This is a genomic window from Streptococcus sp. ZY19097 (genome assembly GCF_040731245.1).
Classification (GTDB): domain Bacteria; phylum Bacillota; class Bacilli; order Lactobacillales; family Streptococcaceae; genus Streptococcus; species Streptococcus orisratti.
The window spans coordinates 2,243,178-2,264,993 of the sequence record NZ_CP160400.1 but is presented as its reverse complement, the minus strand read 5'-3'; the positions used below and the strand labels follow the sequence as shown (position 1 = coordinate 2,264,993).

The following is a 21,816-nucleotide window of genomic DNA, read 5'->3' as shown; positions in this document are numbered from 1 at the left end:
AAGATGTGATAGCTTTGCTGACTGATCAGCGTGATTCGTATTATCGGTCTATTTCAGATGATGGTTCTGTAAATGACTATGATGCGTGGTGCTATAGTCAGTACGAGAAGTTTCAGGCTGCGATTGAGTGGGTGAGGGGGAGAGATGATTAGTGATAAGGTAGTTTGTGAGTTGTATAATGACCACTTTGAAAATGCGAAGCGTTATCAAATTCCACGGGCTCAGTTGATTATCGCAGACATTCCTTACAATCTCGGTAATAATGCTTATGCTAGTGATCCACGTTGGTACAAGGATGGTGACAACAGCAACGGGGAGAGTAAGTTAGCAGGTAAATCATTCTTTGACACGGACAACGATTTTAAAATTAACAATTTCTTTGATTTTTGCAGCCGACTTCTGAGAAAAGAGCCAAAGGAAAAAGGTAAAGCACCAGCTATGATTGTTTTCCACGCATGGCAACAAAGGGGTATGGTGATTGAATGTGGTAAAAAGCATGGTTTTAATAAGGCCTATCCATTGTATTTTACGAAGAAATCAAGTCCTCAAGTGCTAAAAGCTAACATGAAGATTGTTGGAGCAGTTGAAGAAGCTACAGTGTTGTATCGTGATAAGTTGCATAAGTTTAATAATAACGGGGCAATGGTACTCAATCATGCTCCTTGGGAAAAAGATAGCTCTTACCCAACCATCCACCCAACGCAGAAACCTATTCCTGTACTAAAAAGGTTAATTGAAATCTTTACGGATGAAGGTGATGTGGTGATTGACCCTGTGGCAGGAAGCGGGAGTACGCTTAGAGCTGCTATTGAGATGAATCGCAAAGCTTATGGCTTTGAGATTAAGAAAGACTTTTACAGGAAGGCAAAGGCTGAAATGTTGAGTACATTTCAAACCAGTCTTTTCTGAGGAAGTGGAGCAGATGACGATATTTGATTATTTGGAGGGGTGAGCAGTGCTAGAACTATATTTTGTCTATAACGGGCATAGAAAGTGTAGTCTTGGAAAGTTTGTGCACATACATGCTGCTGTCAAGGCTCTTAAAGCACATCAAGCTGTGTATTCTGCTATCAATAATCCACGTTTTTGCAAAAGTATGAGTGGTGAGTGTATCAGAATTGATTACGGTGCTAAGGATTGCTATTACTTAATAGAGAGGACAGAAAATGACTAAAAGTCTAGATTACAAGAAAGGCTATCGAGATGCGATGCAGTTTGCTATTTCGGAGATTAATGAGTTAGTTGAAGAGTTTCTTATTGATGAAAAAATGGCTGATAAAATTACAAAAAATTTAAAAACAATAACAGGAAAGGTATTATCAAATGACTAAAACACTAGAAGAAAAAGTTGACCAATGGTTCGTTGACCGTAATTTACACGAGGCAAATCCTGTTAAACAGTTCGAAAAGCTGATGGAGGAAAGTGGTGAGCTGTTTGAGGGGATTGCTAAGGATAAGCCTGAGCTTATTAAGGATGCTCTTGGCGATATGCGGGTAGTAATTATTGGACTACTGCTGCAATTGAATAGGGGAAACAAACCTGAGGCCGCCAACCGAGAACTCCTTTTGCTAGAATTGGTAAAACATATTGGCAATATGGCTGGTAAAATCCTATTGCATATTGAGAACAAAAACACTGAAAAAATCAGTGTTGGAGTTGAGTTGTTAGGAATCAATAGAACAATGCAGTACATTGCTTTATACAGCGACACTACACTAACTGATTGCTTGCAGATCGCATACGACAAAATCAAAGATCGAAAAGGCAAAATGATTAATGGAGTGTTCGTTAAGGAGGAGGATTTAAAATGAAAAAGAAACTAATTGCAGGAATTGTATTTTTTGGAGCGCTGTTATCACTTGCAGCATGTACTGAATCTGACAAAGTATCAGAAAACATCAGCAAGGAAGCTGATAACTTCAATGTTCGCAGGCGTGTGACGGTTATCAATACGCGTACGGATAAGGTGGAATTTACTGTTACAGGCTTAATCTCAGTTGATACTGGCAAGTCAAATAAACTTGTTATTATTGCTGAGGTTGGTAAGGGTAAGTATAAAAAGCATTTGGTCAATATGACTAAGAATAACATGTACGTTGTTGAGGATGTGACCGATGGAACAAAAGTAAGTAAGTATAAATACGAAGTGGAATATATGCCAGAAAGTGTTATTCCAGTGACGGTGACGAACAATGAGTAGTTATGATGTGATTATCGTTGTGACCGTAGTAACAGTTCTTCTGGTCTGTTACCTTGAATATGAACTGTTTATCCACTACGCTAACAAAATGCCGATTCTTGCTGCTATCGTCTTGCTGATTATAGTTGTACAAGCAAAAGACCATGCCATGGAAATGACCAAGCAGGTAGATAAGCTTGAGGCACGAAAGCCTGTTGTTATTTATAATGTTGACAATGCTGGCGCTGCGATGGGTGGTAAGATTACTGACAAGCAAGTTATCAGTGGTCACTATACCGTGACTGTGGGTGCTTATGGTAAGTTCTTGGTTACGAAGGAACAGTATGAGGCTGTTAAGGTAGGGGATGAGATTCCTGAATACTTGGAAGGTGGAGAATAAATGTTTGATGATATTAAGCAAAAATTTGATGGTGTTTACGGTTGGAAAATAAAAGATGGTAAGGTTGTACAACCACAACACAGCTTGCCAGAAGCGGTTAAGAAAAGAGCTGACTACTTCTGGGAAATGACTGAGGATGGCATGAGCTTTCTAGGAGCTCTTGAGTGCATTTTTGCTGATGAGAAACCCAAAGATTACGATTGGGGAGCGACTAAAGATTGGTTGCCCAAATCCAAAGAATTTGATGACTGGGTCAATTTTGCTATTGGTATGGCACAAATGGAAATCGCTGTATATTTGATTTATGGCAATCCAAAGGAGGATAAAAATGGCAAGTGAATATGTCAAGCTACACATCATGAAGCATGCGTTACAGCATTATATCAATCGTGATGGTGCTTCTGAAAAGGATGTCAGGCAAGAAAAACGGGTATTGTCTGAGGTTACAGAAGAACTGGAACAGTTCAAAGAGCGTATCAATTCAGGTTGTTCGGGAGGTTGTTGAATGATAAGTGATGATACTTTGATTGGATTGGTAATCTTGTTGATACTATGGTTGCCAGCGATGTGGAGGTAGAAAATGACACCAGATAAATTTTTGAATATGACAGTAGCCGATGTTCTGAAAATGCTAACTGATAGCGATGGTAATTTTTTGAGAGCTAAAATTACCAAAGACGATGGCAATGGGATTTTAGTCAAAATTAGCTATGAGCCTGTGGAGGTGGAGTGATGAAACAATTATTAAGGTCTTTTGGATTTATGCTGATATTTTATTCGTTTGTCCCGAATACTATCCACGAGATGACGCTTGCTCAGAAGATGATGTTTGGATTAGGGGCTAGTTGGCTATTTTACGAAGGAGGCAGAAAATGATACCGAAATTTAGAGCTTGGGATGTTCACAATATGGAGATGTTTACTAATGCTCAACTCATCATTTGGAATGGCAACGTTTACGCAAATGATCCTGGCAAGATATCTGTAGATAAAATGAGAGGTTGGAGTATTGATGAAAAGTATCTCATGCAATCCACAGGGCTGTTGGATAAAAATGGTGTGGAGATTTTTGAGGGGGATGTAGTTAAGTGTTACATAGTAACAGAAAAAGATGAGTGCGAATATGTAGGTGTTGTCTGCTTCAAGGATTTTTCTTTTGTTATAGTCGATGAAAAAGACACTTATGACCCATTATGGAATTATAAAAGTGGGTTCGTTGATATAGAAACTGAAATCGAAATCATCGGCAACATCTACAAAAATCCGGAATTGATGGAGGGGTAGAAATGTGTATAATTACAGCTTGGACAGATAAATCAAAAACAGTACTAACAGTTAAATCCGATGATGAAGCAATGAAAATCCGAGAAAAGGTGATTTCCCAATTGAACAACGGGCATGCGGTTATCGTTGGGAACGCTGTAATAAATCCTACTCACATTAGAGTTATTGATTTTCAATTTAAGGAGGAAACCAATGACAAATAGAGAAGTAGCTAAAATACGTTTTAAAGATAATGAGTACGATGTGCACACGGTCAAGTTGACTAAAAATGATATCAAAAAATTAAAAAATGGCACAACACTCATGGTTTTCAATGGTGAAGCGAGGCAAGTTATAGCTTTGTCGATGGAGGCAGACAATGACTGAAAAACTAGGTGTGCTACTGGTCGATGTGCCAGAGCCGAGACGATTCGAATTCTTTTATTTGATAAAAGCCGAGGATGAAGAGTGGTGCTTGGATTGTTCGGATAACATAGTTGAAGTCGCAGATTTAGCTTACAAATGCACCAAAGAAGAAGCAAAGAAATACCCACAATTCAGATGGGTGGCGTTGGAGTGATGGAGAATTGGAAGCAATATGAACAAAAGAATCAAGAAGAAGAAAGCTAAGCAAGCTGAATTAAAAAAGCAACAAGAGCTGGAACAGCTACTGCAAAATCCTGAACAGATCCGACAAGCTTTTAAGTCGGTTGGTACTGCTCTTAGTAATGTATTTATGAACTTATCATTAGCCTTTGCTAGTGCAGCTGAACAATGGAAAAAATGGGGAGAACAATTTGACAAAGAAAACAGCAAGTAAGACAAGACGTGATTTCCTTGAGTTTGAGCTTGAGGCTAAGTATCAAAAAATTGATAAACTTATTGGTCAGCGCCGTCATGAGCTGGAAAGAGTCTATGCGGTCAAAAACCTGACCATGCCAGATATCGATGATTCGGGAGCTAGTCGCAGTGGAACTTCAACTAACACTTCTGAAAATCTAGCTGTTGCTTATGCCAGCGATCCAATGATTCTGAAATTGGAAGAGTTCCAAAATGCTATATCAGAATTACTAAAGGTACTTGAACCTGATGATAAAAAAATTTTCCATCTACGCTGGGGAGAACATACTAGATATGATTGGATTCAGGTTTGGCACATCATGGAGAGTGGAGAAACTGGATATCTGTACAGGCATAGCAAGCAGATTTACAGAAGACGAGAAGTTATTCTGGATACACTAGCGAAACTACTCTTCATGTAACTTGTCAAAAAAATATATAGAATTGACAGCAACAATCTGATAGATTGATAGTGTCGCTAAGCACCGAGAAATCCTTGGTGCTTTATTTTTTTACGAAAGGAGCAGAGCGATGAATATTGTCGAACCATTAAGAGATAAAGATGACATTCAAGCAATGAAAGATTACCTATCATCTTGGAATGAAAAGTATTACATGCTATTTCTTTTAGGAATCAACACAGGCTTTCGTGTTGGGGATATTCTGAAATTGAAGGTTAAAGATGTTCAAGGCTGGCATATTAAAATTAGAGAACAGAAGACTGGAAAATATAAGAGTATCAAGATGACAAGGCCACTCAAAAATGAATTAAGGGAATTCGTAAAAGATAGAGCGCTGCATGAGTATCTATTCCAAAGTAGAATTGGCAAGAATAAAGCTCTCAGTTACAAGACAGTATATTGGTTTTTGAAAACAGCAGCTGAAGACTTAGGCATTGATAATGTCGGCACTCATACTATGCGAAAAACATTTGGCTATCATTACTACAAGAAGTACAAGAACGTTGCTGACTTGATGTCATTGTTCAATCATTCAAGTCCAGCAGTTACGCTAATTTATATCTGTGTAAGACAAGACGAACTTGATACTAAGATGAGTAATTTTAGCCTCTAATATTTTTTTGATTTTTTCAACTATCCATAACGAGGAAGTTTCTAGTTTATATTTTGGAGTATGCTTGAAGCCTTGTCTATATTGGTTTTTTAAGGTGAAACAAAATTAGATAAAATATAAGATATAGATAGTTCAGCATGGTTATTTTACACAATTTGACCAACAGAAAACAATCTTGTCAAAAAAAGAGGTATTATTGACAAAAACAATCTGATATATTGGTAGCATGAGAAAAAAACAGAGAGCAAGTCTAGGCATGTTCTCTGTTTTTGTTAAGGAGCTTTCATGATGATAAATGAGATTGATAATTCTTTAAAAATCACAATCAATTCAAATCCTAGTCCTTCTAAGCATTGGCTTGATGATTTAGCAAAGAGTCAAGACAACAAATCAAATTATCCTTTTGAATTTGTAGCCTTTGCTATCAGAGAAGGTGAATCAATTTCTAAGACTAGGTTAAGAAATTACCATGAGTTATAGAAACCCTAAACACTCTGACTGGTTCAGAGCTTGGCAGATTAAATTCTACAACTCGAAACCTTGGAGAACTCTGAGAAATAAAATCAGAAAAGCTAAGCGTATGCGTTGTGACATGTGTGGACGTTTGATTCACGGTAAGAGTATTGTTGACCACATCATAGAGATTGACGAAACTAATTATCAAGATGAATCTATTACTCTCAACGAAGAGAACTGTCAGCTACTTTGTCTTGAATGTCACAACACAAAAACTTTTCAAAGTAAAATAAATTTAAATTTAGACAATCGGAATATAAATTTATTTTTGATTTTTTTATTTTTGAAATTTTGTGGACACCCCCCATTTTGAATTTTGACAGCGCCAAAATAATAACGGTGTCAATCCTCTTGTGCACCTCTCCCCCAAAAATGACGAAAATTGATACAAGAAAGGAGTATGATTTTGAAAATCAATGAAGTTTTAGAAAAGCTAGGAATAAGTCGTGCTACCCTTACCAGGTATCGAAAAAAGCTGGGCATATTTGAAGAAACTAGGTCAAATATCACCAAAAGTCAGTTCAAAGAGTTGGAAAAGCTTGCAAATCAACGGCAAAAGTACACAAGACAGGAACGTGTTGAGCTATCTCGTAAGACTTTCAAGCTGATTCCAAAGGAAAAAACACTGGACATCAGCGATAATGACTCTGTGGCTCTTAAAAATCTCAAGACTCAGTACAATCATAATCAAAAAGTGATTGAAAATTTCCAGCTTGAAATCAATAAGGTTATCAATGCTGGTGAGTTACCTGATAAGTATCTGCTTGACGGTATGGAAAAGTACCAAAAGTTAAACATGCAAATCATGTCAACGATTGAAAAACAGAGCCCGCAAGGTGATAGTCTCAAAGAATTGATTCAGGAGAAGTTGGCACGTTATGGTTGAGATGAGATATTTTGATAAGTATGCTCAGCTCATCTATTCTGGTAAGATTCGTGTTTGTAAGCTCACAATGAAATCAATTAGACGTGTTGAGCGCTACAAAGAGCAATACATCTTCAAACAAGAGGAAGCTGACAAGCGGATTGAGTTTATTGAAGAGGAATGCAGCAATACCAAAGGTCTTGCTGGCAAGTTGCGTTTGGCTTTGCCTCAAAAGGTTTGGCTTGAAACAACATGGGGATTTTATCACACAGTTGAGGTTACTAAGACCAATCCCGACACCTTGGAGGAATATACTGACTACGAAGAAAGGCGTCTCATTCATGAGGTGCCTATTATTGTGCCTCGTGGGACTGGTAAGACTACTCTTGGTTCTGCTATTGGGGAGGTTGGTCAAATCATTGATGGTGAGTGGGGTGCTGATATTCAGCTTCTGGCTTACAGTCGTGAACAGGCTGGCTATTTATTTAATGCTTCAAGAGCCATGTTGTCGAACGAAGAAAGCTTGCTACATTACATGCGTGAGGCTGACATCCTACGGTCAACCAAGCAAGGTATCTTGTATGAAACAACTAACAGCCTTATGTCAATCAAGACTTCTGATTATGAAAGTCTTGACGGTACTAATGCTCACTACAATATCTTTGATGAGGTGCACACTTACGATGATGACTTTATTAAGGTTGTGAATGATGGCTCTAGCCGTAAGCGCAAGAATTGGATAACCTGGTACATTTCCACCAATGGGACGAAGCGTGACAAGCTCTTTGATAAGTATTACAACATCTGGGTAGATATCCTTGATGACAAGATAATCAATGATTCTGTCATGCCCTGGATTTATCAGTTGGATGATGTGTCTGAGATTCATGACCCCGATATGTGGCAGAAAGCTATGCCTTTACTTGGTATCACGACAGAGAAAGAAACTATAGCTCGTGATATTGAGATGAGCAAAAATGACCCAGCACAGCAAGCAGAGTTGATGGCCAAGACTTTCAATCTTCCTGTTAACAATTACTTAGCATACTTCAGTAATGAAGAATGCAGGGGTTGGACAGATAAGTTTGATAAGAGTTTATTTGTTGGAAATGATGAGCGGAGTGCTCGATGCGTTCTTGGCGTTGACTTATCTGATGTCAATGATATCTGTTCTGTCTCATTTATGGTGGTACGTGGAGAAGAACGTCAGTATTTGAACAAGAAATTCATGCCACGTCATACGATTGAAGGTCTTCCAAAAGAACTGAGGGACAAATACGCTGAGTGGGAACTTAGTGGCCAGCTTCATGTTCATGAACTGGACTACAATGACCAAGCCTATATCTTTGAAGAATTAAGACAGTTCATGAGCGAGAATAGAATTTTACCAGTTGCTGTTGGATATGACCGCTGGAATGCTAAAGAGCTTATCCGCTTATTTAATGACTACTACGGTGATATCTGTCACGACATTCCACAGACAGTCAAGAGCTTGTCAAATCCTCTAAAGGTTTATAAGGAAAAGGCTAAGATGGGTAAAATCATCTTTGATGATCCTGTGGCAACTTGGAATCATGCCAATGTTCGTGTCAAGATAGATGCGAATAACAACGTATTTCCAAATAAAGAAAAGGCAAAAGAAAAGATTGACGTCTTTGCTAGTCAGCTTGATGCGTTTATTTGTTACGAGAATTGCAAGGAGGACTTGAGTTATTATTTTGATTGAGGTGAATAATGAATAGGTATTTAAACAATCTGAGGGAGGTTTTGGCTAGGATTTTCCGTCCGAATAATCGGAAAGCTACTAGAACCTATCTTCAACGAAATATCTCTTATTGGCGGCGAAATTCGATTTATCTGGATAACATCTACAATAAGATTTCAACGGATACGGCTCAGATGAGATTTAAGCATGTCAAGATTACTCGTAATCAGGGCGGTGTGGATAAGATGGAATGGTATGAGAATAGTGACTTAGCAAATGTCTTGTCAGTTTCTCCTAACCCTATGGAAATTCCTATTGTCTTTTGGTCAAATGTCACAAGGGCTATGTTGCGTGATGGTGTCGCTGTTGTTGTCCCTCGGTGGGAGAATGGACGGATGATTGAGATTTGGCTCGCTAAGAAAACAGTTACTTGGACTTCTGAGAGCGTGGAGCTTATGCTTGATGATGTTTCTGTTGAATTGCCTTTGACTGATGTGTGGGTCTTTGAAAATCCCAAGCTCAATGTTACTGCTCAGCTTAATCAGATTACAGAATTGATTGACATCAACTTGAATGCTTTGTCTGAGAAGTTGAGTGAAGGAAATCAAAGTCTAAGAGGGTTCTTGAAACTTCCAACTAAGGCAGCAGATAATCAGTTGAAAAAGCTAGCTGAAGAGCGTGTTGATTCTATTTTGAATGCTGCTCATAAAGGTGGCATCGGTTATCTTGAGCAAGGTGAAGAATTTGAGGAACTAAGCAAGGACTACTCAACTGCTTCCAAAGAAGAGTTAGAGTTTCTTAAATCTCAGCTATATCATGCTCATGGTATCAATGAGAAACTCTTTACTTGTGATTATTCAGAAGAGCAATACAGGGCTTACTATTCTAGTGTGATGAAACTCTATCAGCGTGTCTTTTCGGAAGAGATTAACAGGAAATATTTCACAAAGACAGCACGGACTCAGGGGAACAAGCTACTGGTCTTCTTTGATATGGCTGACATGATTTCATTTAAGGATTTGGTTGAAGGTGGCTTCAAGTCCAAATATGCTGGCTTAATGAACTCAAATGAGTTCCGTGAAACCTATCTTGGTTTACCAGGTTACGAGGGTGGTGAAGTCTTTGAAACCAACTTGAACGCTGTGCAGATTGGCAGTGAGTCAACTGAATAATCAATAGGGGTGGGAGGTTGGCATATCTTTCACGAAAGGAGGTAAGTAATGGAAAAACTAAAAACCTTTGTCGTGAAGTCAGTTGAGGATGAGTCAGCTGACTTTCATTTTGAGGCTTACGCTTCTACCTACGGCAATGTTGATAGAGATGGGGACGTCATGGCTAAAGGATGCTTCGATAAGACACTGAAAACCAAGGCTGTTGTCCCGATGTGTCTCAACCATGACCGTAATTGTGTTATTGGTAAACATGAATTGTCTGTGGATGAAAAAGGCTTGCGAACACGTTCAACATTTAATCTTAGTGATCCAGAGGCTAAGAAAACTTATGACCTCATGAAAATGGGTGCGTTGGATAGTCTAAGCATTGGGTTCTTTATCAAAGATTATGAGCCTGTTGACGCTAAGCAACCTTACGGTGGATGGATTTTCAAGGAAGTTGAAATCTTTGAAATCTCTGTTGTGACCGTGCCAGCCAACCCTCAAGCAACTGTAGACAATGTCAAAAATTTTGATATGTCAGAAGTTGATAAACGTATCGCTCAAGCGAACATGAAGCAAGAAATCATGAATAAACTTGCAGAAATTTGAAAAGGAGACAAGATGAAAAAATCACTTGTAGAGCTGTTGGAAGCTCGTCAAAAAGCAGTTGATGAACTGTCAGAAGTAAAACTTAAAAAGTCAGCAGTTGAGGTAAAACTGAAAGCTGCAACTATTGAAGATGATGTTTTGGAGCAATTGAAAACCGAAGCTGAAAATCTGGCCACTCAAGCAACATCACTCAAGGAAACTATTGCTGGTTTAGATTCTGACATTGAAGAAACTGAAGAAGAACTCAGCAAAGCTGCTCACGTCATCAAGTCTAAACAGAAAGGTAAATCGACTATGGATTATTTAAAAACCAAAGCTGCTGCTCTTGACTTTGTCCGTATCTTGATGGATAACGAAGGAAGTTCTAATGCTGCTCGCAAGGCTTGGGAAGCTAACCTTGTTGAAAAAGGAGTGACCGGTCTTGATAAGATTTTACCAGAGCCAGTGCTTATTGCTATCGAAGATGCGTTTGTCAACTACGACGGTATTCTAAATCACGTTACAAAAGACCCACGATACTCAGTGCGTGTGGCGTTGCAATCTCAAGTATCTGCTGCTAAAGGTCAAAAAGCTGGTAAGACGAAGAAAGATGAAGAATTTTCTTTCACTGACTTTACTATCAATTCAGCCACTGTCTATATCAAGTACGCTTTTGAATATGCAGATTTGAAAAAAGACACAACTGGTGCTTACTTTGATTATGTCATGAAAGAACTTGCTCAAGGTTTCATCCGCGCTGTCGAACGTGCTATTGTTATTGGAGATGGTAAAGCTCCAAACGCTGATGATAAAATCACAGAAATTAAATCAATCGCCGAAGAAACACTCTCTGAATTATTTGACACTCAAGAAATTGACTTGAAGGCAGCTTCATTAACTCAAACAGCTCTTGAGACGCTTGTCGCTGGTATTGATAAAATGGCAGCAACAGCTACACCAATTCTTATCACTTCAAAAGCAATTGCTCGTAAGCTCAAGACTGCTAAAGATCCAGAAGGTCGCTATCTTGACCCTCAACCATTCGCTCCAATCGCAACGACCGGAAATATCATCTCTGGCTTCCGAGTTTATGTGTATGACTGGATGGATGATGCAACTAATCCTATCATTGCAGTGGCGGACAAGGCTTACAAATTGGTTGGTGATGATGTGGCTGCTGATAAATTTGAAGATTATGACGTTACTGTAAACCGTCGTCATATCGAGCTTGCAAGCGTAATGGGCGGTCGCTTGGGTCAATACAAGTCAGCTGTTAAGTTTACTTCAGCAGCAGGCTAAAATAGATAGAAAGGGGAGTCACAATGACAATCCTTAACATAATCAAGGAAATGGTAGAGGTTGACGTTGAAGAAGATATCTTTGACGGTCAACTTCTGCGTTACATTAACAGTGGTATCTCTTATTTGCAGAGAAATGGCATACCAGTAAGCAAAGTTTCAACTGATACTGAGCTGAAAGCATGGGCTGATATTGAAGATGAAGATCAGGAAAGTATTCTTGACTGGCTCCATCTGCGATGTGTGCAACGCTTTGACAAGTCACTGATGACTGGTTCAAAGACTACGATGGAATGGATAGATAGCGAGCTGACCAATATTTTATATCAGCTCAAGGCTATTTATGTAGGAAAGACATGAAGTCATCCAGAGTTGCCATTATTCTTTGTTACAACAAGCGTGTCGAAGTTGAAAAGGGTGTCTTTGAAAATCAAATTGTTGAAAAAAAGGTCAAGGCTGAGCAAGAGAAAATCTATCAGAGACGACTAGACAAGGCTCTTGCCGATGGTCAAGTTTTGACAGCGAGGCTCATTGTCCGCGCTAACTATGTGACTGATAATCTGGACTATGTGAAGTACAAAGGAAAAGATTACAAAGTAAATATTGGAACTGAGTCAGATGAGGGACACTTCACTGTCATTGAACTTGGAGAATTGAAGTAATGGCCAGAAAGTTTTTCACAAGACAAGATATTCAAAGAATTTTAGAAACCAACAGTGTCAAATCGGAAGTCTTCTATGCTGAACGTGAGGAGCGAAGCTCACCTGATAATGTCATCTTATACTATCGTTTGATTCCAAGCAGCACACTATTTGCTGACGACAAGGTGCATATGCGGAAAGTCACTGTGCAGGTTAGTCATTATCATAAAAAGAAATTGGACAGCATTGAGGATTTGATGCTGTCTCATTTTATGTGTGAGCCAAATCAAATCAATCTCAAGCAACCAGATACAGACTATTTGCTAACTACTTTTAGATTCGAGGTGTTGACAAGTGGGAAATGGTAGTATGGTACGCGTCAATGTACTTAGAATTGATATCAAGAGTCAAGTACAGTCTCTTGTTGAAAAATACGGAGAAAAAACTTGCAACGATATAAAGGATGCTAGTCCACGAAGACCGCATGGTGGTGAGTATGCTGAGGGATGGGTAAATGATATCATCGAAGACACTGCTGTTGTCCATAATGTAGGCAGAGATAAGAGTCTAACTCATCTTTTGGAGTTAGGACATGCTACAAAGAATGGTGGTTTTGTTGCACCGCAAGAACACATCAGACCAGCCTATCTAAAAAATAAAGAGGAGTACCTCAATGAACTAAAATCTATCAAGATTAAACCACAATAAGAAAGGAGTCAGCAATGACTTATCAATATGATACACGGGAAGTTACTCATGGTAATGCTACGGGGTTCTTTGCTAAAATTGCAAAGAATAGTAAGGGGGAACTTGACCTTCAAACTCCATACCCATTTACAGGTATGATTAGCACGTCGTTTGAAACCTCCCAAGAATCTAACGCTTACTACGCTGATAATGTTGAACATGTACGCTTGCAAGGTAAAAAATCAACAGAAGGGTCAATCACTACTTATCAAATCCCAAAACAGTTTATGATTGATCATTTAGGTAAAAAGTTGACATCAGCAGTGCCACCAGCCTTAATCGATACTGGTATCAATGCTAATTTCATTTGGGGCTATGCTGAAACTGTCACAGATGAATTTGGTGGAGAGGTAGAAGAATTCCATATTTGGACTAACGTCAAAGCATCTGCTCCAAAGGCAGGAACTGCTACTGATGAAAGCTCAGTTACTCCAAAAAATATCGAAATACCATGTACGGCATCGCCTAACAACTTTATCTTAGATTCTGAAAACAAACCTGTCTCTGAAATTGCTTGGCGTGATAATGCGCAAGGTGCCGTTCGTACTAAGTTTGAAAAATTATTTGCCAAGTCGTCACCTACAAAGCTTATTGACTTTATCAATGAAGCGCTTGGAAAGGCGACTAGCGTAACTCCAGGAGGATAACATGATTACTAAAGAGCTATCTTTTATTACATTTGATAGCTATGAAGAAGAAGTAGAGCGTACTGAAAAGGTGCGCTTTCTTTATTCTCTTCCAGCTTTCAAATTGTATGCAGAACGAACAGGTCGCAATTTTTTTGACGATAACAAGAAAGCTGTTGACGCTTATGTCAATGCCTTACTGGAAATTGGATTAAAAACTAGTGACGATCTGTCCAAAGAAGATCAGATTAAACTAATTCCATTACTGCTTCAACCTGATTTTATGGATTTTATGGTTAATGCTATTCCATGTCTGTATGGTGAAGTTGAAAATGGTCGTTTAGCGCAAAATCAAATCACTGCTGAAAATGCAGAAATGGCCCCATGGTTTGGCGACTTACTTAATGTTCAGTTCTTCACTGAGTTGATTGCTGAATTGAACAAGTTTAAAGGAACGGTGCCTCAAGATCGAAAAAAGCCTCAAGCGAAGTAATAACTTCTGAAAAGATTTATCAGCTTATTTTTGAATTTAGGATAGACGTTCATTGGGCAGAACAGCAACATTTTAATTACTTGATGAGCCTGTTTGCTCAGATGTCTTCTGGCAAAGAGGAAAAGAAACAGCTATCTAATGCTGAGTTGCTTAGTGTAATGGGAGATTAGATAGAAAGGAGGAGATAATATGGCAGAAACATTTGAAGGTCTATATGTCAAGTTTGGTGCTAATACGGTTGAATTTGACAAATCTGTCAAAGGGATTAACAGTGCTCTGTCTAGTCTCAAAAAGGATTTTACCAATATCAATCGGCAGTTGAAAATGGATCCAGATAATGTTGAATTGCTCAACAGGAAACTGCTAAATTTGCAAGAGCAAGCTCGTGTAGGAGCTATGAAGCTTGCTGAGTTAAAGAAACAACAGCAAGATTTAGGTCAGTCAGAGGTTGGATCAGCTCAATGGAATAAGCTTCAACTTGAAATTGCTAAAGTTGAGGGGCAGATGCAGTCTGTCAATAAAGCTATCACAGCTACAAAGGGTCATATTGATGAAGTTGGAGATGCAAAATCTATCTACAATCTTAACAAACAGCTTGATGATGTCGCAAAAGAACTTGATATCGTTAATCAAAAGCTAGCGCTTGACCCTGACAATGTCGAACTAGCCGAACAAAAGATGAGGCTGTTGGCTCAACAATCCGAATTGGCTAGCGATAAAGTCCAAGAGCTTAAGCGAAAGCAAGCAGCACTTGGTGACGAGAATATCGGCACGGCTGAATGGAAGCAACTTCAAAACGAAATCGGTCAAGCAGAGGTCGAAGTCATGAAGATTGACCGAGCAATGGACAATCTTGGAGAATCTAGTAAAACTGCTGGTGGTAGTATCAGCGAAGCCACAGAATACCTGAAAGCTGATGTCATGATGGAGGCTGCTGAGAAGGCTGGTGAGTTAGGTCAGAAGATGATTGACGCTGGGAAGTCGACTGTGGATGCCTGGTCAGAGCTTGACGAGGCTATGGATACCATCACGACCAAAACAGGGTTAACAGGTACAGCCTTAGCCGAACTACAAGAAATCAGCAAAGGTATTGCTACAAGCATGCCTGCTACTACGTTTCAGGAATCAGCAGATGCTGTTGGGGAATTGAATACTCAGTTTGGACTAACAGGAGACAAGCTGAGGTCAAGTTCGGAATTGCTAATCAAGTATGCACAAATTAACAACACAGACATTTCAAGCTCTGCTGTTTCAGCTAAACAGGCTATTGAGGCCTACGGGTTATCTGCTGATGATCTGGGCATGGTTTTAGACAATGTGACTAAGGTTTCTCAAAATACTGGTCAGTCTGTAGATGACATCATGAGTAAGGCCGTTTCTGGTGCACCTCAAATCAAAGCGCTTGGACTGTCATTTGAGGAAGGTGCTGCTCTGATTGGAAAATTTGAGAAGAGCGGTGTTGACTCATCTGCTGCTTTGTCAAGTTTGTCTAAAGCTGCTGTAAACTATGCTAAAGATGGTAAAAGTCTTGAGCAAGGTTTAAAAGAGACGGTCACTGCTATCCAAAATTCCACATCAGAAACAGAAGCTTTAAGTCTTGCATCTGATGTTTTTGGTTCTAAGGCGGCGCCTCGTATGGTAGATGCGATTAAACGTGGTGCTTTTAGTCTTGATGATTTGGCCAATGCTGCTAAAGAATCATCTGGTACTGTATCAACAACTTTTGACGAGACGCTTGATCCAATTGATAATCTGACAAAATATGCTAATCAAGCCAAAGAAGGACTTGCTGAGATTGGCGGTAAACTCTTAGAGACGTTAATTCCAGCTTTAGAACCTTTGATGGGTCTGCTTGAGTCTGCTGTCAATTGGTTTACTAGTCTTGATGGCAGTATGCAACAGGCTATTGTTATTTTTGGTATTGTCACCGCAGCAGTAATGACTTTAGTTGGAGCAATTGCACCACTAGTAATAGCAATAGGAGCAATTGGAGCCCCTATCGGAATTGTTGTGGCAGCGATAGCGGGAGCGATTGCTGCTATTACAGCTATTGTGCTGGCAATTACGAACTGGGGTAGTATTGCCGAGTGGTTTCAAGGTATATGGGGAGCGGTCGCCCCTTTTATTCAAGGTATATTTCAAAGTATTTCTGATTTTATTATGTCAATATGGGGGACCGTGTCGACTTGGTTTACTGAGAATCAGGCTTTAATACAACAGACTATTGAGACTGTCTGGAATGCTATCTTAGCTGTCATTACAACCGTAATGGAAGTTTTACAGCCTTATCTTCAGGCAGCATGGGAAAATATCAAACTCATTATCTCAACTGTTTGGGAGGTCATCAAGACGACTGTTGAAACAGCTATCAATTTGGTACTTGGCATTATCACAGCTGTCATGCAAATGATTACTGGTGATTGGTCGGGAGCTTGGGAGACTATCAAGCAAACAACTTCAAGTGTCTTTAATGGCATCCAATCAATTATCTCAAACATCTTGTCAGGAATTAGTCAGTTTATTTCGAATACATGGCATGGGATTTCTGGCACTGTCAGCAATGTTCTTAATGGTATATCAAGTACTGTTTCAAATATATGGAATGGTATCAAGAATAGTATTGCAAATGCTATTGACGGAGCGAAAAATGCAGTCTCAAACGGAATCAATGCAATAAAAAGCCTATTTGATTTTAATATTAAGTGGCCTCATATTCCACTGCCTCACTTTCGTGTGAGTGGTTCTGCTAACCCTTTGGATTGGTTGGATGACGGCGTTCCTAGCATTGGGATTGATTGGTACGCTAAGGGTGGTATCATGACAAAACCTACACTATTTGGGCTGAACGGGAACCGTGCAATGGTTGGCGGTGAAGCTGGCGCTGAAGCTATCTTACCGTTGAATAAGTCAACGCTGGGGGCCATAGGTCAAAGTATTGCTAATACAATGAATACTGATAATAACATCAATGTTAACTTTTCTAATGTGACAGTCAGGGAAGAGGCAGACTTAGGCAAACTTGCTGATATGGTCGGAAATCGCATCGCTGAAGAACTGCAACGTAAAACTAATTTGAAAGGATGATTTGCATGACAACAATTAACGAATTGATTATTGACAATGTGAAAACGTCGTCTTTCGATTGTGAAATTTTGGTTGAAACTAGACCAAATGTCATTGTCTCTACCTCCAAAACAGTTTTATTAGAGCATGATGGAATTAGTGGTGCAGTTGTGCAAACGAACAGACATCGTGGACTGATTGAAAAGTCTTATCATATCACTTTAATTGAGCCAAGTGACGAAGAAATTTATCGCTTTTCTGCTCTTTTGAACCGTGAAAAGTTTTGGTTGGAAAATGAACAGGAACCAACTATTAGACTTTGGTGCTATAAGGTCAATAGTTTTGAGATTGGAAAAGATGACTTTGGTGCTTGGGTTGTTGATGTTACCTTTATTTGTCATCCAACCAAGTTTTTCAAGGACATTGACACCAAGACATTGAACGCTAGTGGGGTTTTGAAGGTTCAAGGGTCAGCTCTTGCTTTTCCAAAAATTACGGTGGTTGGTCAGAGTGCATCTGAGACATCGTTTACGATAGATAACCAAGTCATCAAGCTTGAAAAACTCTCAGAATCGCTTGTGATGATCAATGATCCTGACAATCCTAGCTTTAAGACGGTTACTGGTAAGCTTATCAAGTGGTCTGGGGATTTCATCACAATTGATACAGCTAAAGGTCAAAATGTGGGTGTTGTTTTAGGTGCTGGCATTCAATCTTTGACATTCGAAACAGTTTGGGGGTGGGCGTAGTTGCTTTATTTACTTGATAAAGATGTCAAGACAGTTAAATGGAACGGTATCCCATTGCATGAAGCGAGCTCTGCTATTGTCAAAGAAGAAACAAATGGTGACTTTACTTTGACTGTCCGCTATCCTATCACAGATTCTGGCATCTATCAGCTTATCAAAGAAGATATGCTGATAAAAGCTCCAACTCCTATTCTTGGTTCACAACTTTTTCGCATCAAGAAGCCTGTTGAGAATGATGATAGTCTGGATATTACTGCTTACCATATCACTGACGATATTATGCAGCGGTCTATCAAACCTGTCAGCATTTCACAACTTAGCTGTGGTGTGGCATTATCTCAAATGGTGCAGAATGCTAAGACTGGGCTAGGTGATTTTAGCTTTACTAGCGATATCATGGATAGTCGGACCTTTAACACGACTGAAACAGAAACCCTGTACTCTGTCCTTCTGGACGGTAAGCACAGCATCGTTGGAACGTGGGAGGGTGAGCTGATCCGTGACAACTTTGCACTGTCCATTAAGCGCAACCGTGGAACAGACCGAGGTGTCGTTATCACAACCCACAAGAGCCTCAAGTCTTATCAACGGACCAAGAACTCACAAGGAGTTGTGACAAGAATCCATGCTAGCTCAACTTTTAAGCCAGATGGAGCAAAAGATGAAGTCACCATCAGAGTGACCGTTGATAGCCCACTTATCGGAAATTATCCATACATCAACGAAAAAGATTATGAGAATAATAATGCTAAGACAGTGGATGAGCTGAGAAAATGGGCTGAAGCTAAGTTTAAGAACGAGGGTATTGATAAGATATCCGATGCCATTGAGATTGAGGCCTATGAGCTTGATGGTCAAGTTATCCATTTGGGCGATACGGTCAACATCAAGAGCAGGAAGCACAATGTAGACCTCTACAAGAAGGCTATCGCTTATGAATACAACGCTTTGACGGAAGAGTATATCTCTATCACGTTTGATAACAAACCTGGTGTTGGTGGCTCGGGTGTATCTAGTGGTGTGTCTAATGCTGCTGAAGCTATTTTGGGAGCAAGTGCAAAGGCTCAGGAAATTGCTGTTGATCGAGCTGTCAAAAATGCTAATCAGGCCTTTGATGCTGAATTTGACAAGCGTGTTGAAGCAATTAACGACGACATCGAGCAAGCGAAAGCTAGTGCGGAGGTCTATTCGGATGGTATCAAGCAGGAGATAGTTGGCGAGATGACCAAATCTAACCAGCAATACCAACTTGACAAGCAGGCACAGGATAAGCAGATTGCTGATGTCTTGGCCAAAGCTAGTGCTAGTGTAAATTTAGCCACAGAAGCTAAAAACATCAGTAGTCGGGCTAAGTCTGACGCCATCGCAGAAGCTAATCGTTTGGTTGAGCTCAGCAAAACCGCTCTGACTGACCAAATCAAGTCAGTAGATGTCAAGGTTGATGATGTGGCTAATCAGATAGCTGCTAAAGTGTCAAAATCAGATTACGATAAGTTATCAGGTCGTATTTACGCAGCAGAGACTACCATCCAAGCTCAAGCTGGCCAAATCGCCGAACGGCTGACACGCACTGAGATTAACTCGCTAGTTGATAGCAAAGGCTATCAGACAGCTAGTCAGGTGCAACAGATGGTTACACGGTCAGCAGATACACTGACGCAGACGATTAGTCAGGTTGAAAGTAAAATACCGACGAATATTGGAACTCGTAACTATCTTCTAGCGACAGACAAGCAAAGACAGCTGGCAATCAATAAAACAAGCGGTTATGTCGTTAACGACATGTATCAACTATCGGATACTCTGTCGAATTTAGGTTTTACCCTTAACGACACTCTATATGTCGCGTTTGATTATACAACAACAAACAAAACTACATTTGGTAACTTTAGGGTCGAGCTTTACAATTCCACGACTGGATATTTAGCAAGAATCGGTGATGTTATCACAACTGAAAAAGGAAAATTCGCTGGTAAACTCACTATATCTAATGCTGCATGGCTTGTAACTGATAGAATTAAAATTAGACACGACAATACTATAGCGACATGTACTATCACGAAAGCGAGATTGACAAAAAGTACATTTGCGGACTGGTCACTAGCACCTGAGGACTTAACCACTGTCACGGCCTTTAACGAGGTTAAAGACACTGTACGTAGTCATACGCAAACTATCGCTGAGCAAGGCCTCTCAATCAGCCAAGTTTTGCAGACATCGCAAGGTCTGGTTAATCGTGTGGCTGATTTGACTGCAAGCGGTAACCTGGTATATGATCCGACAAACTATAGCAAATACCGAGAAAGAGAACCAAATTCCAATCTTGTTTTGACTGGTGTATCTGCTTTTAAGTTGCTGCGTATCACGCAGAGTGGTCTAACATCGAGAGGCTGGAAAGGATTTCAAATGCCTTTGCACAGTCAAAAATTTGTGGCAGGAGAAAAGTTATCCTATCGTGTTAACTTGTGGGTTGATGCCTTGCCAGATGACATTATAGGATTTGAAATCAAAAATGGTGGTACGATTCTGGCCAACTTTACGATAATGCCAACAAAAGCAGGCAGCAATCAAATCTTCACGGGCACATTTACGGTTAACAATACTAGTTTAGTAACTGATGACTACGCTTTGCATGTTTGGTTACGTAAGAACGGCACAGTTGCCTTTGGTCAGCTGTCCATTGTTCGTGGCGACACACCACCTCAATCTTTTGTAGATGGCACATCGGCAATGCAGCTGGCAATTGAATCACAAGTAGCGCTCTTAAAAGATTCTTGGTCCTTTAAGACCTTAAATAGTGCTGGTGACATCTTGTCGCAAGCTAATCTGTCAAGTTCGCAGTTTTTACTTGACGCAGCAAAAATACGTTTGAAGGGCAAGACCTTGGCTGACGAAATTCAAGCGATTGATGGTAAATTCGGAACGCTTTTTGTCGCAGACGGAACTTTTGGCAAACTCAATGCTAACATTATCGGAGCACAAGCCATCACTGGTGGACAGATTAAATTTGACCAAGCATTTTTTGATAAGCTGATGGCTAATGAAGCTTATCTCAAGCAGCTGTTTGCTAAAAATGCCTTCATCACCCAAGTACAGTCCGTGACGATGAGCGCCGAAAAAATTATAGGTGGCACTCTCTCATCCATAAACGGAGCGACTAAGTTTGATTTGCAAACAGGATGGATTAACATGGACCAGCAGGCGATTGGAATAAGAAATCAATTTACCGGACGACCGTTACAGTATTTGGTCTATGGGTCAGGGACTATTAATGGTGTAGAGGGATCGTACACTGCTTTGCTGTCAAATCGAAACGGTTTGGTTAAAATGGATTCGACGTCTGTCGGCATCCAATTTTGGAATGCGCGCTCTGGTACAAATGTTCAAACGGCCGTCAATCTTTACGGGAAAAGAATTGATTTTACCCAAAGCGGTCAAGAAGGGCTGGGTTCTATTGGCTTTAACACAGATAGCAAAACTATTGATGGCATAAATGATATCTACATTAAAGGACGGTCTTTAGCAGCGATACTAAATAATATATTTGATAACTTTAGAAACTTAGATCATGACGGACAATATCAACGCGGGTATTACTCTATCTGGTAAAAAAAG

33 protein-coding genes are annotated in these 21,816 nt (G+C 39.8%); all 33 read left to right on the top strand.

Annotated elements, in window-relative coordinates:
• The first annotated feature begins 144 nt into the window (after window positions 1-144).
• The 33 genes from ABZ559_RS11180 (at window position 145) to ABZ559_RS11020 (ending at window position 21,810) form a co-directional block, all read left to right on the top strand.
• On the top strand, window positions 145-909 hold the full coding sequence (locus ABZ559_RS11180) for a site-specific DNA-methyltransferase (RefSeq protein WP_367006452.1): 765 nt from the start codon (window positions 145-147) through the stop codon (window positions 907-909).
• A 46-nt stretch (window positions 910-955) separates the two neighbouring features.
• Window positions 956-1,174: a hypothetical protein gene (locus tag ABZ559_RS11175; protein ID WP_367006450.1), complete on the top strand. Its 219-nt coding sequence runs from the start codon at window positions 956-958 to the stop codon at window positions 1,172-1,174.
• Window positions 1,167-1,331 (top strand): hypothetical protein, encoded by a 165-nt coding sequence (locus ABZ559_RS11170; protein WP_317334219.1) that lies wholly within the window; start codon window positions 1,167-1,169, stop codon window positions 1,329-1,331. Before ABZ559_RS11175 ends, ABZ559_RS11170 begins: the two co-directional genes overlap by 8 nt.
• On the top strand, window positions 1,324-1,812 hold the full coding sequence (locus tag ABZ559_RS11165) for a MazG-like family protein (RefSeq protein WP_367006448.1): 489 nt from the start codon (window positions 1,324-1,326) through the stop codon (window positions 1,810-1,812). Before ABZ559_RS11170 ends, ABZ559_RS11165 begins: the two co-directional genes overlap by 8 nt.
• Complete coding sequence (locus ABZ559_RS11160; protein WP_367006446.1) at window positions 1,809-2,201, top strand: hypothetical protein; 393 nt, start codon at window positions 1,809-1,811, stop codon at window positions 2,199-2,201. Before ABZ559_RS11165 ends, ABZ559_RS11160 begins: the two co-directional genes overlap by 4 nt.
• Before the next feature lie 88 nt (window positions 2,202-2,289).
• Complete coding sequence (locus ABZ559_RS11155; protein WP_367007660.1) at window positions 2,290-2,580, top strand: DUF1372 family protein; 291 nt, start codon at window positions 2,290-2,292, stop codon at window positions 2,578-2,580.
• A complete protein-coding gene (locus ABZ559_RS11150; RefSeq protein ID WP_367006444.1) occupies window positions 2,581-2,919 on the top strand; it encodes a hypothetical protein in 339 nt (112 codons plus the stop codon).
• Window positions 2,909-3,085, top strand: coding sequence for a hypothetical protein (locus ABZ559_RS11145; protein WP_367006443.1), 177 nt, complete (start codon window positions 2,909-2,911; stop codon window positions 3,083-3,085). The genes ABZ559_RS11150 and ABZ559_RS11145 overlap by 11 nt, the downstream gene beginning before the upstream one ends.
• A gap of 75 nt (window positions 3,086-3,160) precedes the next feature.
• Window positions 3,161-3,313, top strand: coding sequence for a hypothetical protein (locus tag ABZ559_RS11140; protein ID WP_367006441.1), 153 nt, complete (start codon window positions 3,161-3,163; stop codon window positions 3,311-3,313).
• Entirely contained in the window at window positions 3,313-3,456 is a 144-nt protein-coding gene (locus ABZ559_RS11135) for a hypothetical protein (RefSeq protein WP_367006439.1), read from the top strand. The genes ABZ559_RS11140 and ABZ559_RS11135 overlap by 1 nt, the downstream gene beginning before the upstream one ends.
• Window positions 3,453-3,863 (top strand): YopX family protein, encoded by a 411-nt coding sequence (locus tag ABZ559_RS11130; protein WP_367006437.1) that lies wholly within the window; start codon window positions 3,453-3,455, stop codon window positions 3,861-3,863. The genes ABZ559_RS11135 and ABZ559_RS11130 overlap by 4 nt, the downstream gene beginning before the upstream one ends.
• 2 nt (window positions 3,864-3,865) lie before the next feature.
• On the top strand, window positions 3,866-4,066 hold the full coding sequence (locus tag ABZ559_RS11125; RefSeq protein WP_367006436.1) for a hypothetical protein: 201 nt from the start codon (window positions 3,866-3,868) through the stop codon (window positions 4,064-4,066).
• The gene (locus ABZ559_RS11120; RefSeq protein WP_367006435.1) at window positions 4,056-4,229 is read left to right on the top strand and encodes a hypothetical protein; all 174 of its coding nucleotides are present in this window, start codon (window positions 4,056-4,058) and stop codon (window positions 4,227-4,229) included. Before ABZ559_RS11125 ends, ABZ559_RS11120 begins: the two co-directional genes overlap by 11 nt.
• Window positions 4,222-4,422, top strand: coding sequence for a hypothetical protein (locus tag ABZ559_RS11115; RefSeq protein ID WP_367006433.1), 201 nt, complete (start codon window positions 4,222-4,224; stop codon window positions 4,420-4,422). Before ABZ559_RS11120 ends, ABZ559_RS11115 begins: the two co-directional genes overlap by 8 nt.
• An 18-nt stretch (window positions 4,423-4,440) precedes the next feature.
• Window positions 4,441-4,662, top strand: coding sequence for a hypothetical protein (locus ABZ559_RS11110; RefSeq protein WP_367006431.1), 222 nt, complete (start codon window positions 4,441-4,443; stop codon window positions 4,660-4,662).
• The gene (locus tag ABZ559_RS11105; RefSeq protein ID WP_367006429.1) at window positions 4,640-5,104 is read left to right on the top strand and encodes a hypothetical protein; all 465 of its coding nucleotides are present in this window, start codon (window positions 4,640-4,642) and stop codon (window positions 5,102-5,104) included. The genes ABZ559_RS11110 and ABZ559_RS11105 overlap by 23 nt, the downstream gene beginning before the upstream one ends.
• Window positions 5,105-5,213: 109 nt before the next feature.
• Window positions 5,214-5,756: a site-specific integrase gene (locus ABZ559_RS11100; protein ID WP_367006427.1), complete on the top strand. Its 543-nt coding sequence runs from the start codon at window positions 5,214-5,216 to the stop codon at window positions 5,754-5,756.
• Between the two features lie 285 nt (window positions 5,757-6,041).
• On the top strand, window positions 6,042-6,236 hold the full coding sequence (locus ABZ559_RS11095) for a hypothetical protein (RefSeq protein ID WP_125177611.1): 195 nt from the start codon (window positions 6,042-6,044) through the stop codon (window positions 6,234-6,236).
• Window positions 6,226-6,585 (top strand): HNH endonuclease signature motif containing protein, encoded by a 360-nt coding sequence (locus ABZ559_RS11090; protein WP_367006425.1) that lies wholly within the window; start codon window positions 6,226-6,228, stop codon window positions 6,583-6,585. The genes ABZ559_RS11095 and ABZ559_RS11090 overlap by 11 nt, the downstream gene beginning before the upstream one ends.
• A gap of 87 nt (window positions 6,586-6,672) precedes the next feature.
• The gene (locus ABZ559_RS11085; protein ID WP_367006424.1) at window positions 6,673-7,158 is read left to right on the top strand and encodes a hypothetical protein; all 486 of its coding nucleotides are present in this window, start codon (window positions 6,673-6,675) and stop codon (window positions 7,156-7,158) included.
• A complete protein-coding gene (locus tag ABZ559_RS11080) occupies window positions 7,151-8,863 on the top strand; it encodes a terminase TerL endonuclease subunit (RefSeq protein WP_367006422.1) in 1,713 nt (570 codons plus the stop codon). The genes ABZ559_RS11085 and ABZ559_RS11080 overlap by 8 nt, the downstream gene beginning before the upstream one ends.
• 8 nt (window positions 8,864-8,871) lie before the next feature.
• A complete protein-coding gene (locus ABZ559_RS11075) occupies window positions 8,872-10,014 on the top strand; it encodes a phage portal protein (protein WP_367006420.1) in 1,143 nt (380 codons plus the stop codon).
• 48 nt (window positions 10,015-10,062) lie between these two features.
• On the top strand, window positions 10,063-10,605 hold the full coding sequence (locus ABZ559_RS11070; RefSeq protein WP_367006418.1) for an HK97 family phage prohead protease: 543 nt from the start codon (window positions 10,063-10,065) through the stop codon (window positions 10,603-10,605).
• 12 nt (window positions 10,606-10,617) lie between these two features.
• Window positions 10,618-11,883 carry a phage major capsid protein gene (locus ABZ559_RS11065; protein WP_367006416.1) on the top strand — a complete coding sequence of 422 codons (1,266 nt, stop codon included), beginning with the start codon at window positions 10,618-10,620 and terminating at the stop codon, window positions 11,881-11,883.
• A 23-nt stretch (window positions 11,884-11,906) separates the two neighbouring features.
• On the top strand, window positions 11,907-12,242 hold the full coding sequence (locus ABZ559_RS11060) for a hypothetical protein (protein WP_367006415.1): 336 nt from the start codon (window positions 11,907-11,909) through the stop codon (window positions 12,240-12,242).
• Window positions 12,239-12,544 carry a phage head-tail adapter protein gene (locus ABZ559_RS11055; protein ID WP_317334197.1) on the top strand — a complete coding sequence of 102 codons (306 nt, stop codon included), beginning with the start codon at window positions 12,239-12,241 and terminating at the stop codon, window positions 12,542-12,544. The genes ABZ559_RS11060 and ABZ559_RS11055 overlap by 4 nt, the downstream gene beginning before the upstream one ends.
• Window positions 12,544-12,891 carry a hypothetical protein gene (locus tag ABZ559_RS11050; protein ID WP_367006414.1) on the top strand — a complete coding sequence of 116 codons (348 nt, stop codon included), beginning with the start codon at window positions 12,544-12,546 and terminating at the stop codon, window positions 12,889-12,891. The genes ABZ559_RS11055 and ABZ559_RS11050 overlap by 1 nt, the downstream gene beginning before the upstream one ends.
• Window positions 12,878-13,231 carry an HK97 gp10 family phage protein gene (locus ABZ559_RS11045; protein WP_317334195.1) on the top strand — a complete coding sequence of 118 codons (354 nt, stop codon included), beginning with the start codon at window positions 12,878-12,880 and terminating at the stop codon, window positions 13,229-13,231. Before ABZ559_RS11050 ends, ABZ559_RS11045 begins: the two co-directional genes overlap by 14 nt.
• Before the next feature lie 14 nt (window positions 13,232-13,245).
• Window positions 13,246-13,917 carry a phage tail protein gene (locus ABZ559_RS11040; protein WP_317334194.1) on the top strand — a complete coding sequence of 224 codons (672 nt, stop codon included), beginning with the start codon at window positions 13,246-13,248 and terminating at the stop codon, window positions 13,915-13,917.
• 1 nt (window position 13,918) lies between these two features.
• A complete protein-coding gene (locus tag ABZ559_RS11035) occupies window positions 13,919-14,389 on the top strand; it encodes a hypothetical protein (RefSeq protein ID WP_367006412.1) in 471 nt (156 codons plus the stop codon).
• A 189-nt stretch (window positions 14,390-14,578) separates the two neighbouring features.
• Window positions 14,579-17,473 carry a phage tail tape measure protein gene (locus ABZ559_RS11030; RefSeq protein ID WP_367006410.1) on the top strand — a complete coding sequence of 965 codons (2,895 nt, stop codon included), beginning with the start codon at window positions 14,579-14,581 and terminating at the stop codon, window positions 17,471-17,473.
• A 5-nt stretch (window positions 17,474-17,478) separates the two neighbouring features.
• Window positions 17,479-18,201 (top strand): phage tail protein, encoded by a 723-nt coding sequence (locus tag ABZ559_RS11025; RefSeq protein WP_367006409.1) that lies wholly within the window; start codon window positions 17,479-17,481, stop codon window positions 18,199-18,201.
• A complete protein-coding gene (locus tag ABZ559_RS11020) occupies window positions 18,202-21,810 on the top strand; it encodes a phage tail spike protein (protein WP_367006407.1) in 3,609 nt (1,202 codons plus the stop codon).
• Window positions 21,811-21,816: the final 6 nt, after the last annotated feature.

Coding starts and splice junctions, on each gene's coding strand:
- ABZ559_RS11180 (WP_367006452.1), top strand. CDS start 145: ATGATTAGTGATAAGGTAGTTTGTGAGTTGTATAATGACCACTTTGAA.
- ABZ559_RS11170 (WP_317334219.1), top strand. CDS start 1,167: ATGACTAAAAGTCTAGATTACAAGAAAGGCTATCGAGATGCGATGCAG.
- ABZ559_RS11165 (WP_367006448.1), top strand. CDS start 1,324: ATGACTAAAACACTAGAAGAAAAAGTTGACCAATGGTTCGTTGACCGT.
- ABZ559_RS11160 (WP_367006446.1), top strand. CDS start 1,809: ATGAAAAAGAAACTAATTGCAGGAATTGTATTTTTTGGAGCGCTGTTA.
- ABZ559_RS11155 (WP_367007660.1), top strand. CDS start 2,290: ATGCCGATTCTTGCTGCTATCGTCTTGCTGATTATAGTTGTACAAGCA.
- ABZ559_RS11150 (WP_367006444.1), top strand. CDS start 2,581: ATGTTTGATGATATTAAGCAAAAATTTGATGGTGTTTACGGTTGGAAA.
- ABZ559_RS11145 (WP_367006443.1), top strand. CDS start 2,909: ATGGCAAGTGAATATGTCAAGCTACACATCATGAAGCATGCGTTACAG.
- ABZ559_RS11140 (WP_367006441.1), top strand. CDS start 3,161: ATGACACCAGATAAATTTTTGAATATGACAGTAGCCGATGTTCTGAAA.
- ABZ559_RS11135 (WP_367006439.1), top strand. CDS start 3,313: ATGAAACAATTATTAAGGTCTTTTGGATTTATGCTGATATTTTATTCG.
- ABZ559_RS11130 (WP_367006437.1), top strand. CDS start 3,453: ATGATACCGAAATTTAGAGCTTGGGATGTTCACAATATGGAGATGTTT.
- ABZ559_RS11125 (WP_367006436.1), top strand. CDS start 3,866: ATGTGTATAATTACAGCTTGGACAGATAAATCAAAAACAGTACTAACA.
- ABZ559_RS11120 (WP_367006435.1), top strand. CDS start 4,056: ATGACAAATAGAGAAGTAGCTAAAATACGTTTTAAAGATAATGAGTAC.
- ABZ559_RS11115 (WP_367006433.1), top strand. CDS start 4,222: ATGACTGAAAAACTAGGTGTGCTACTGGTCGATGTGCCAGAGCCGAGA.
- ABZ559_RS11110 (WP_367006431.1), top strand. CDS start 4,441: ATGAACAAAAGAATCAAGAAGAAGAAAGCTAAGCAAGCTGAATTAAAA.
- ABZ559_RS11100 (WP_367006427.1), top strand. CDS start 5,214: ATGAATATTGTCGAACCATTAAGAGATAAAGATGACATTCAAGCAATG.
- ABZ559_RS11095 (WP_125177611.1), top strand. CDS start 6,042: ATGATGATAAATGAGATTGATAATTCTTTAAAAATCACAATCAATTCA.
- ABZ559_RS11090 (WP_367006425.1), top strand. CDS start 6,226: ATGAGTTATAGAAACCCTAAACACTCTGACTGGTTCAGAGCTTGGCAG.
- ABZ559_RS11085 (WP_367006424.1), top strand. CDS start 6,673: ATGATTTTGAAAATCAATGAAGTTTTAGAAAAGCTAGGAATAAGTCGT.
- ABZ559_RS11080 (WP_367006422.1), top strand. CDS start 7,151: ATGGTTGAGATGAGATATTTTGATAAGTATGCTCAGCTCATCTATTCT.
- ABZ559_RS11075 (WP_367006420.1), top strand. CDS start 8,872: ATGAATAGGTATTTAAACAATCTGAGGGAGGTTTTGGCTAGGATTTTC.
- ABZ559_RS11070 (WP_367006418.1), top strand. CDS start 10,063: ATGGAAAAACTAAAAACCTTTGTCGTGAAGTCAGTTGAGGATGAGTCA.
- ABZ559_RS11065 (WP_367006416.1), top strand. CDS start 10,618: ATGAAAAAATCACTTGTAGAGCTGTTGGAAGCTCGTCAAAAAGCAGTT.
- ABZ559_RS11060 (WP_367006415.1), top strand. CDS start 11,907: ATGACAATCCTTAACATAATCAAGGAAATGGTAGAGGTTGACGTTGAA.
- ABZ559_RS11055 (WP_317334197.1), top strand. CDS start 12,239: ATGAAGTCATCCAGAGTTGCCATTATTCTTTGTTACAACAAGCGTGTC.
- ABZ559_RS11050 (WP_367006414.1), top strand. CDS start 12,544: ATGGCCAGAAAGTTTTTCACAAGACAAGATATTCAAAGAATTTTAGAA.
- ABZ559_RS11040 (WP_317334194.1), top strand. CDS start 13,246: ATGACTTATCAATATGATACACGGGAAGTTACTCATGGTAATGCTACG.
- ABZ559_RS11035 (WP_367006412.1), top strand. CDS start 13,919: ATGATTACTAAAGAGCTATCTTTTATTACATTTGATAGCTATGAAGAA.
- ABZ559_RS11030 (WP_367006410.1), top strand. CDS start 14,579: ATGGCAGAAACATTTGAAGGTCTATATGTCAAGTTTGGTGCTAATACG.
- ABZ559_RS11025 (WP_367006409.1), top strand. CDS start 17,479: ATGACAACAATTAACGAATTGATTATTGACAATGTGAAAACGTCGTCT.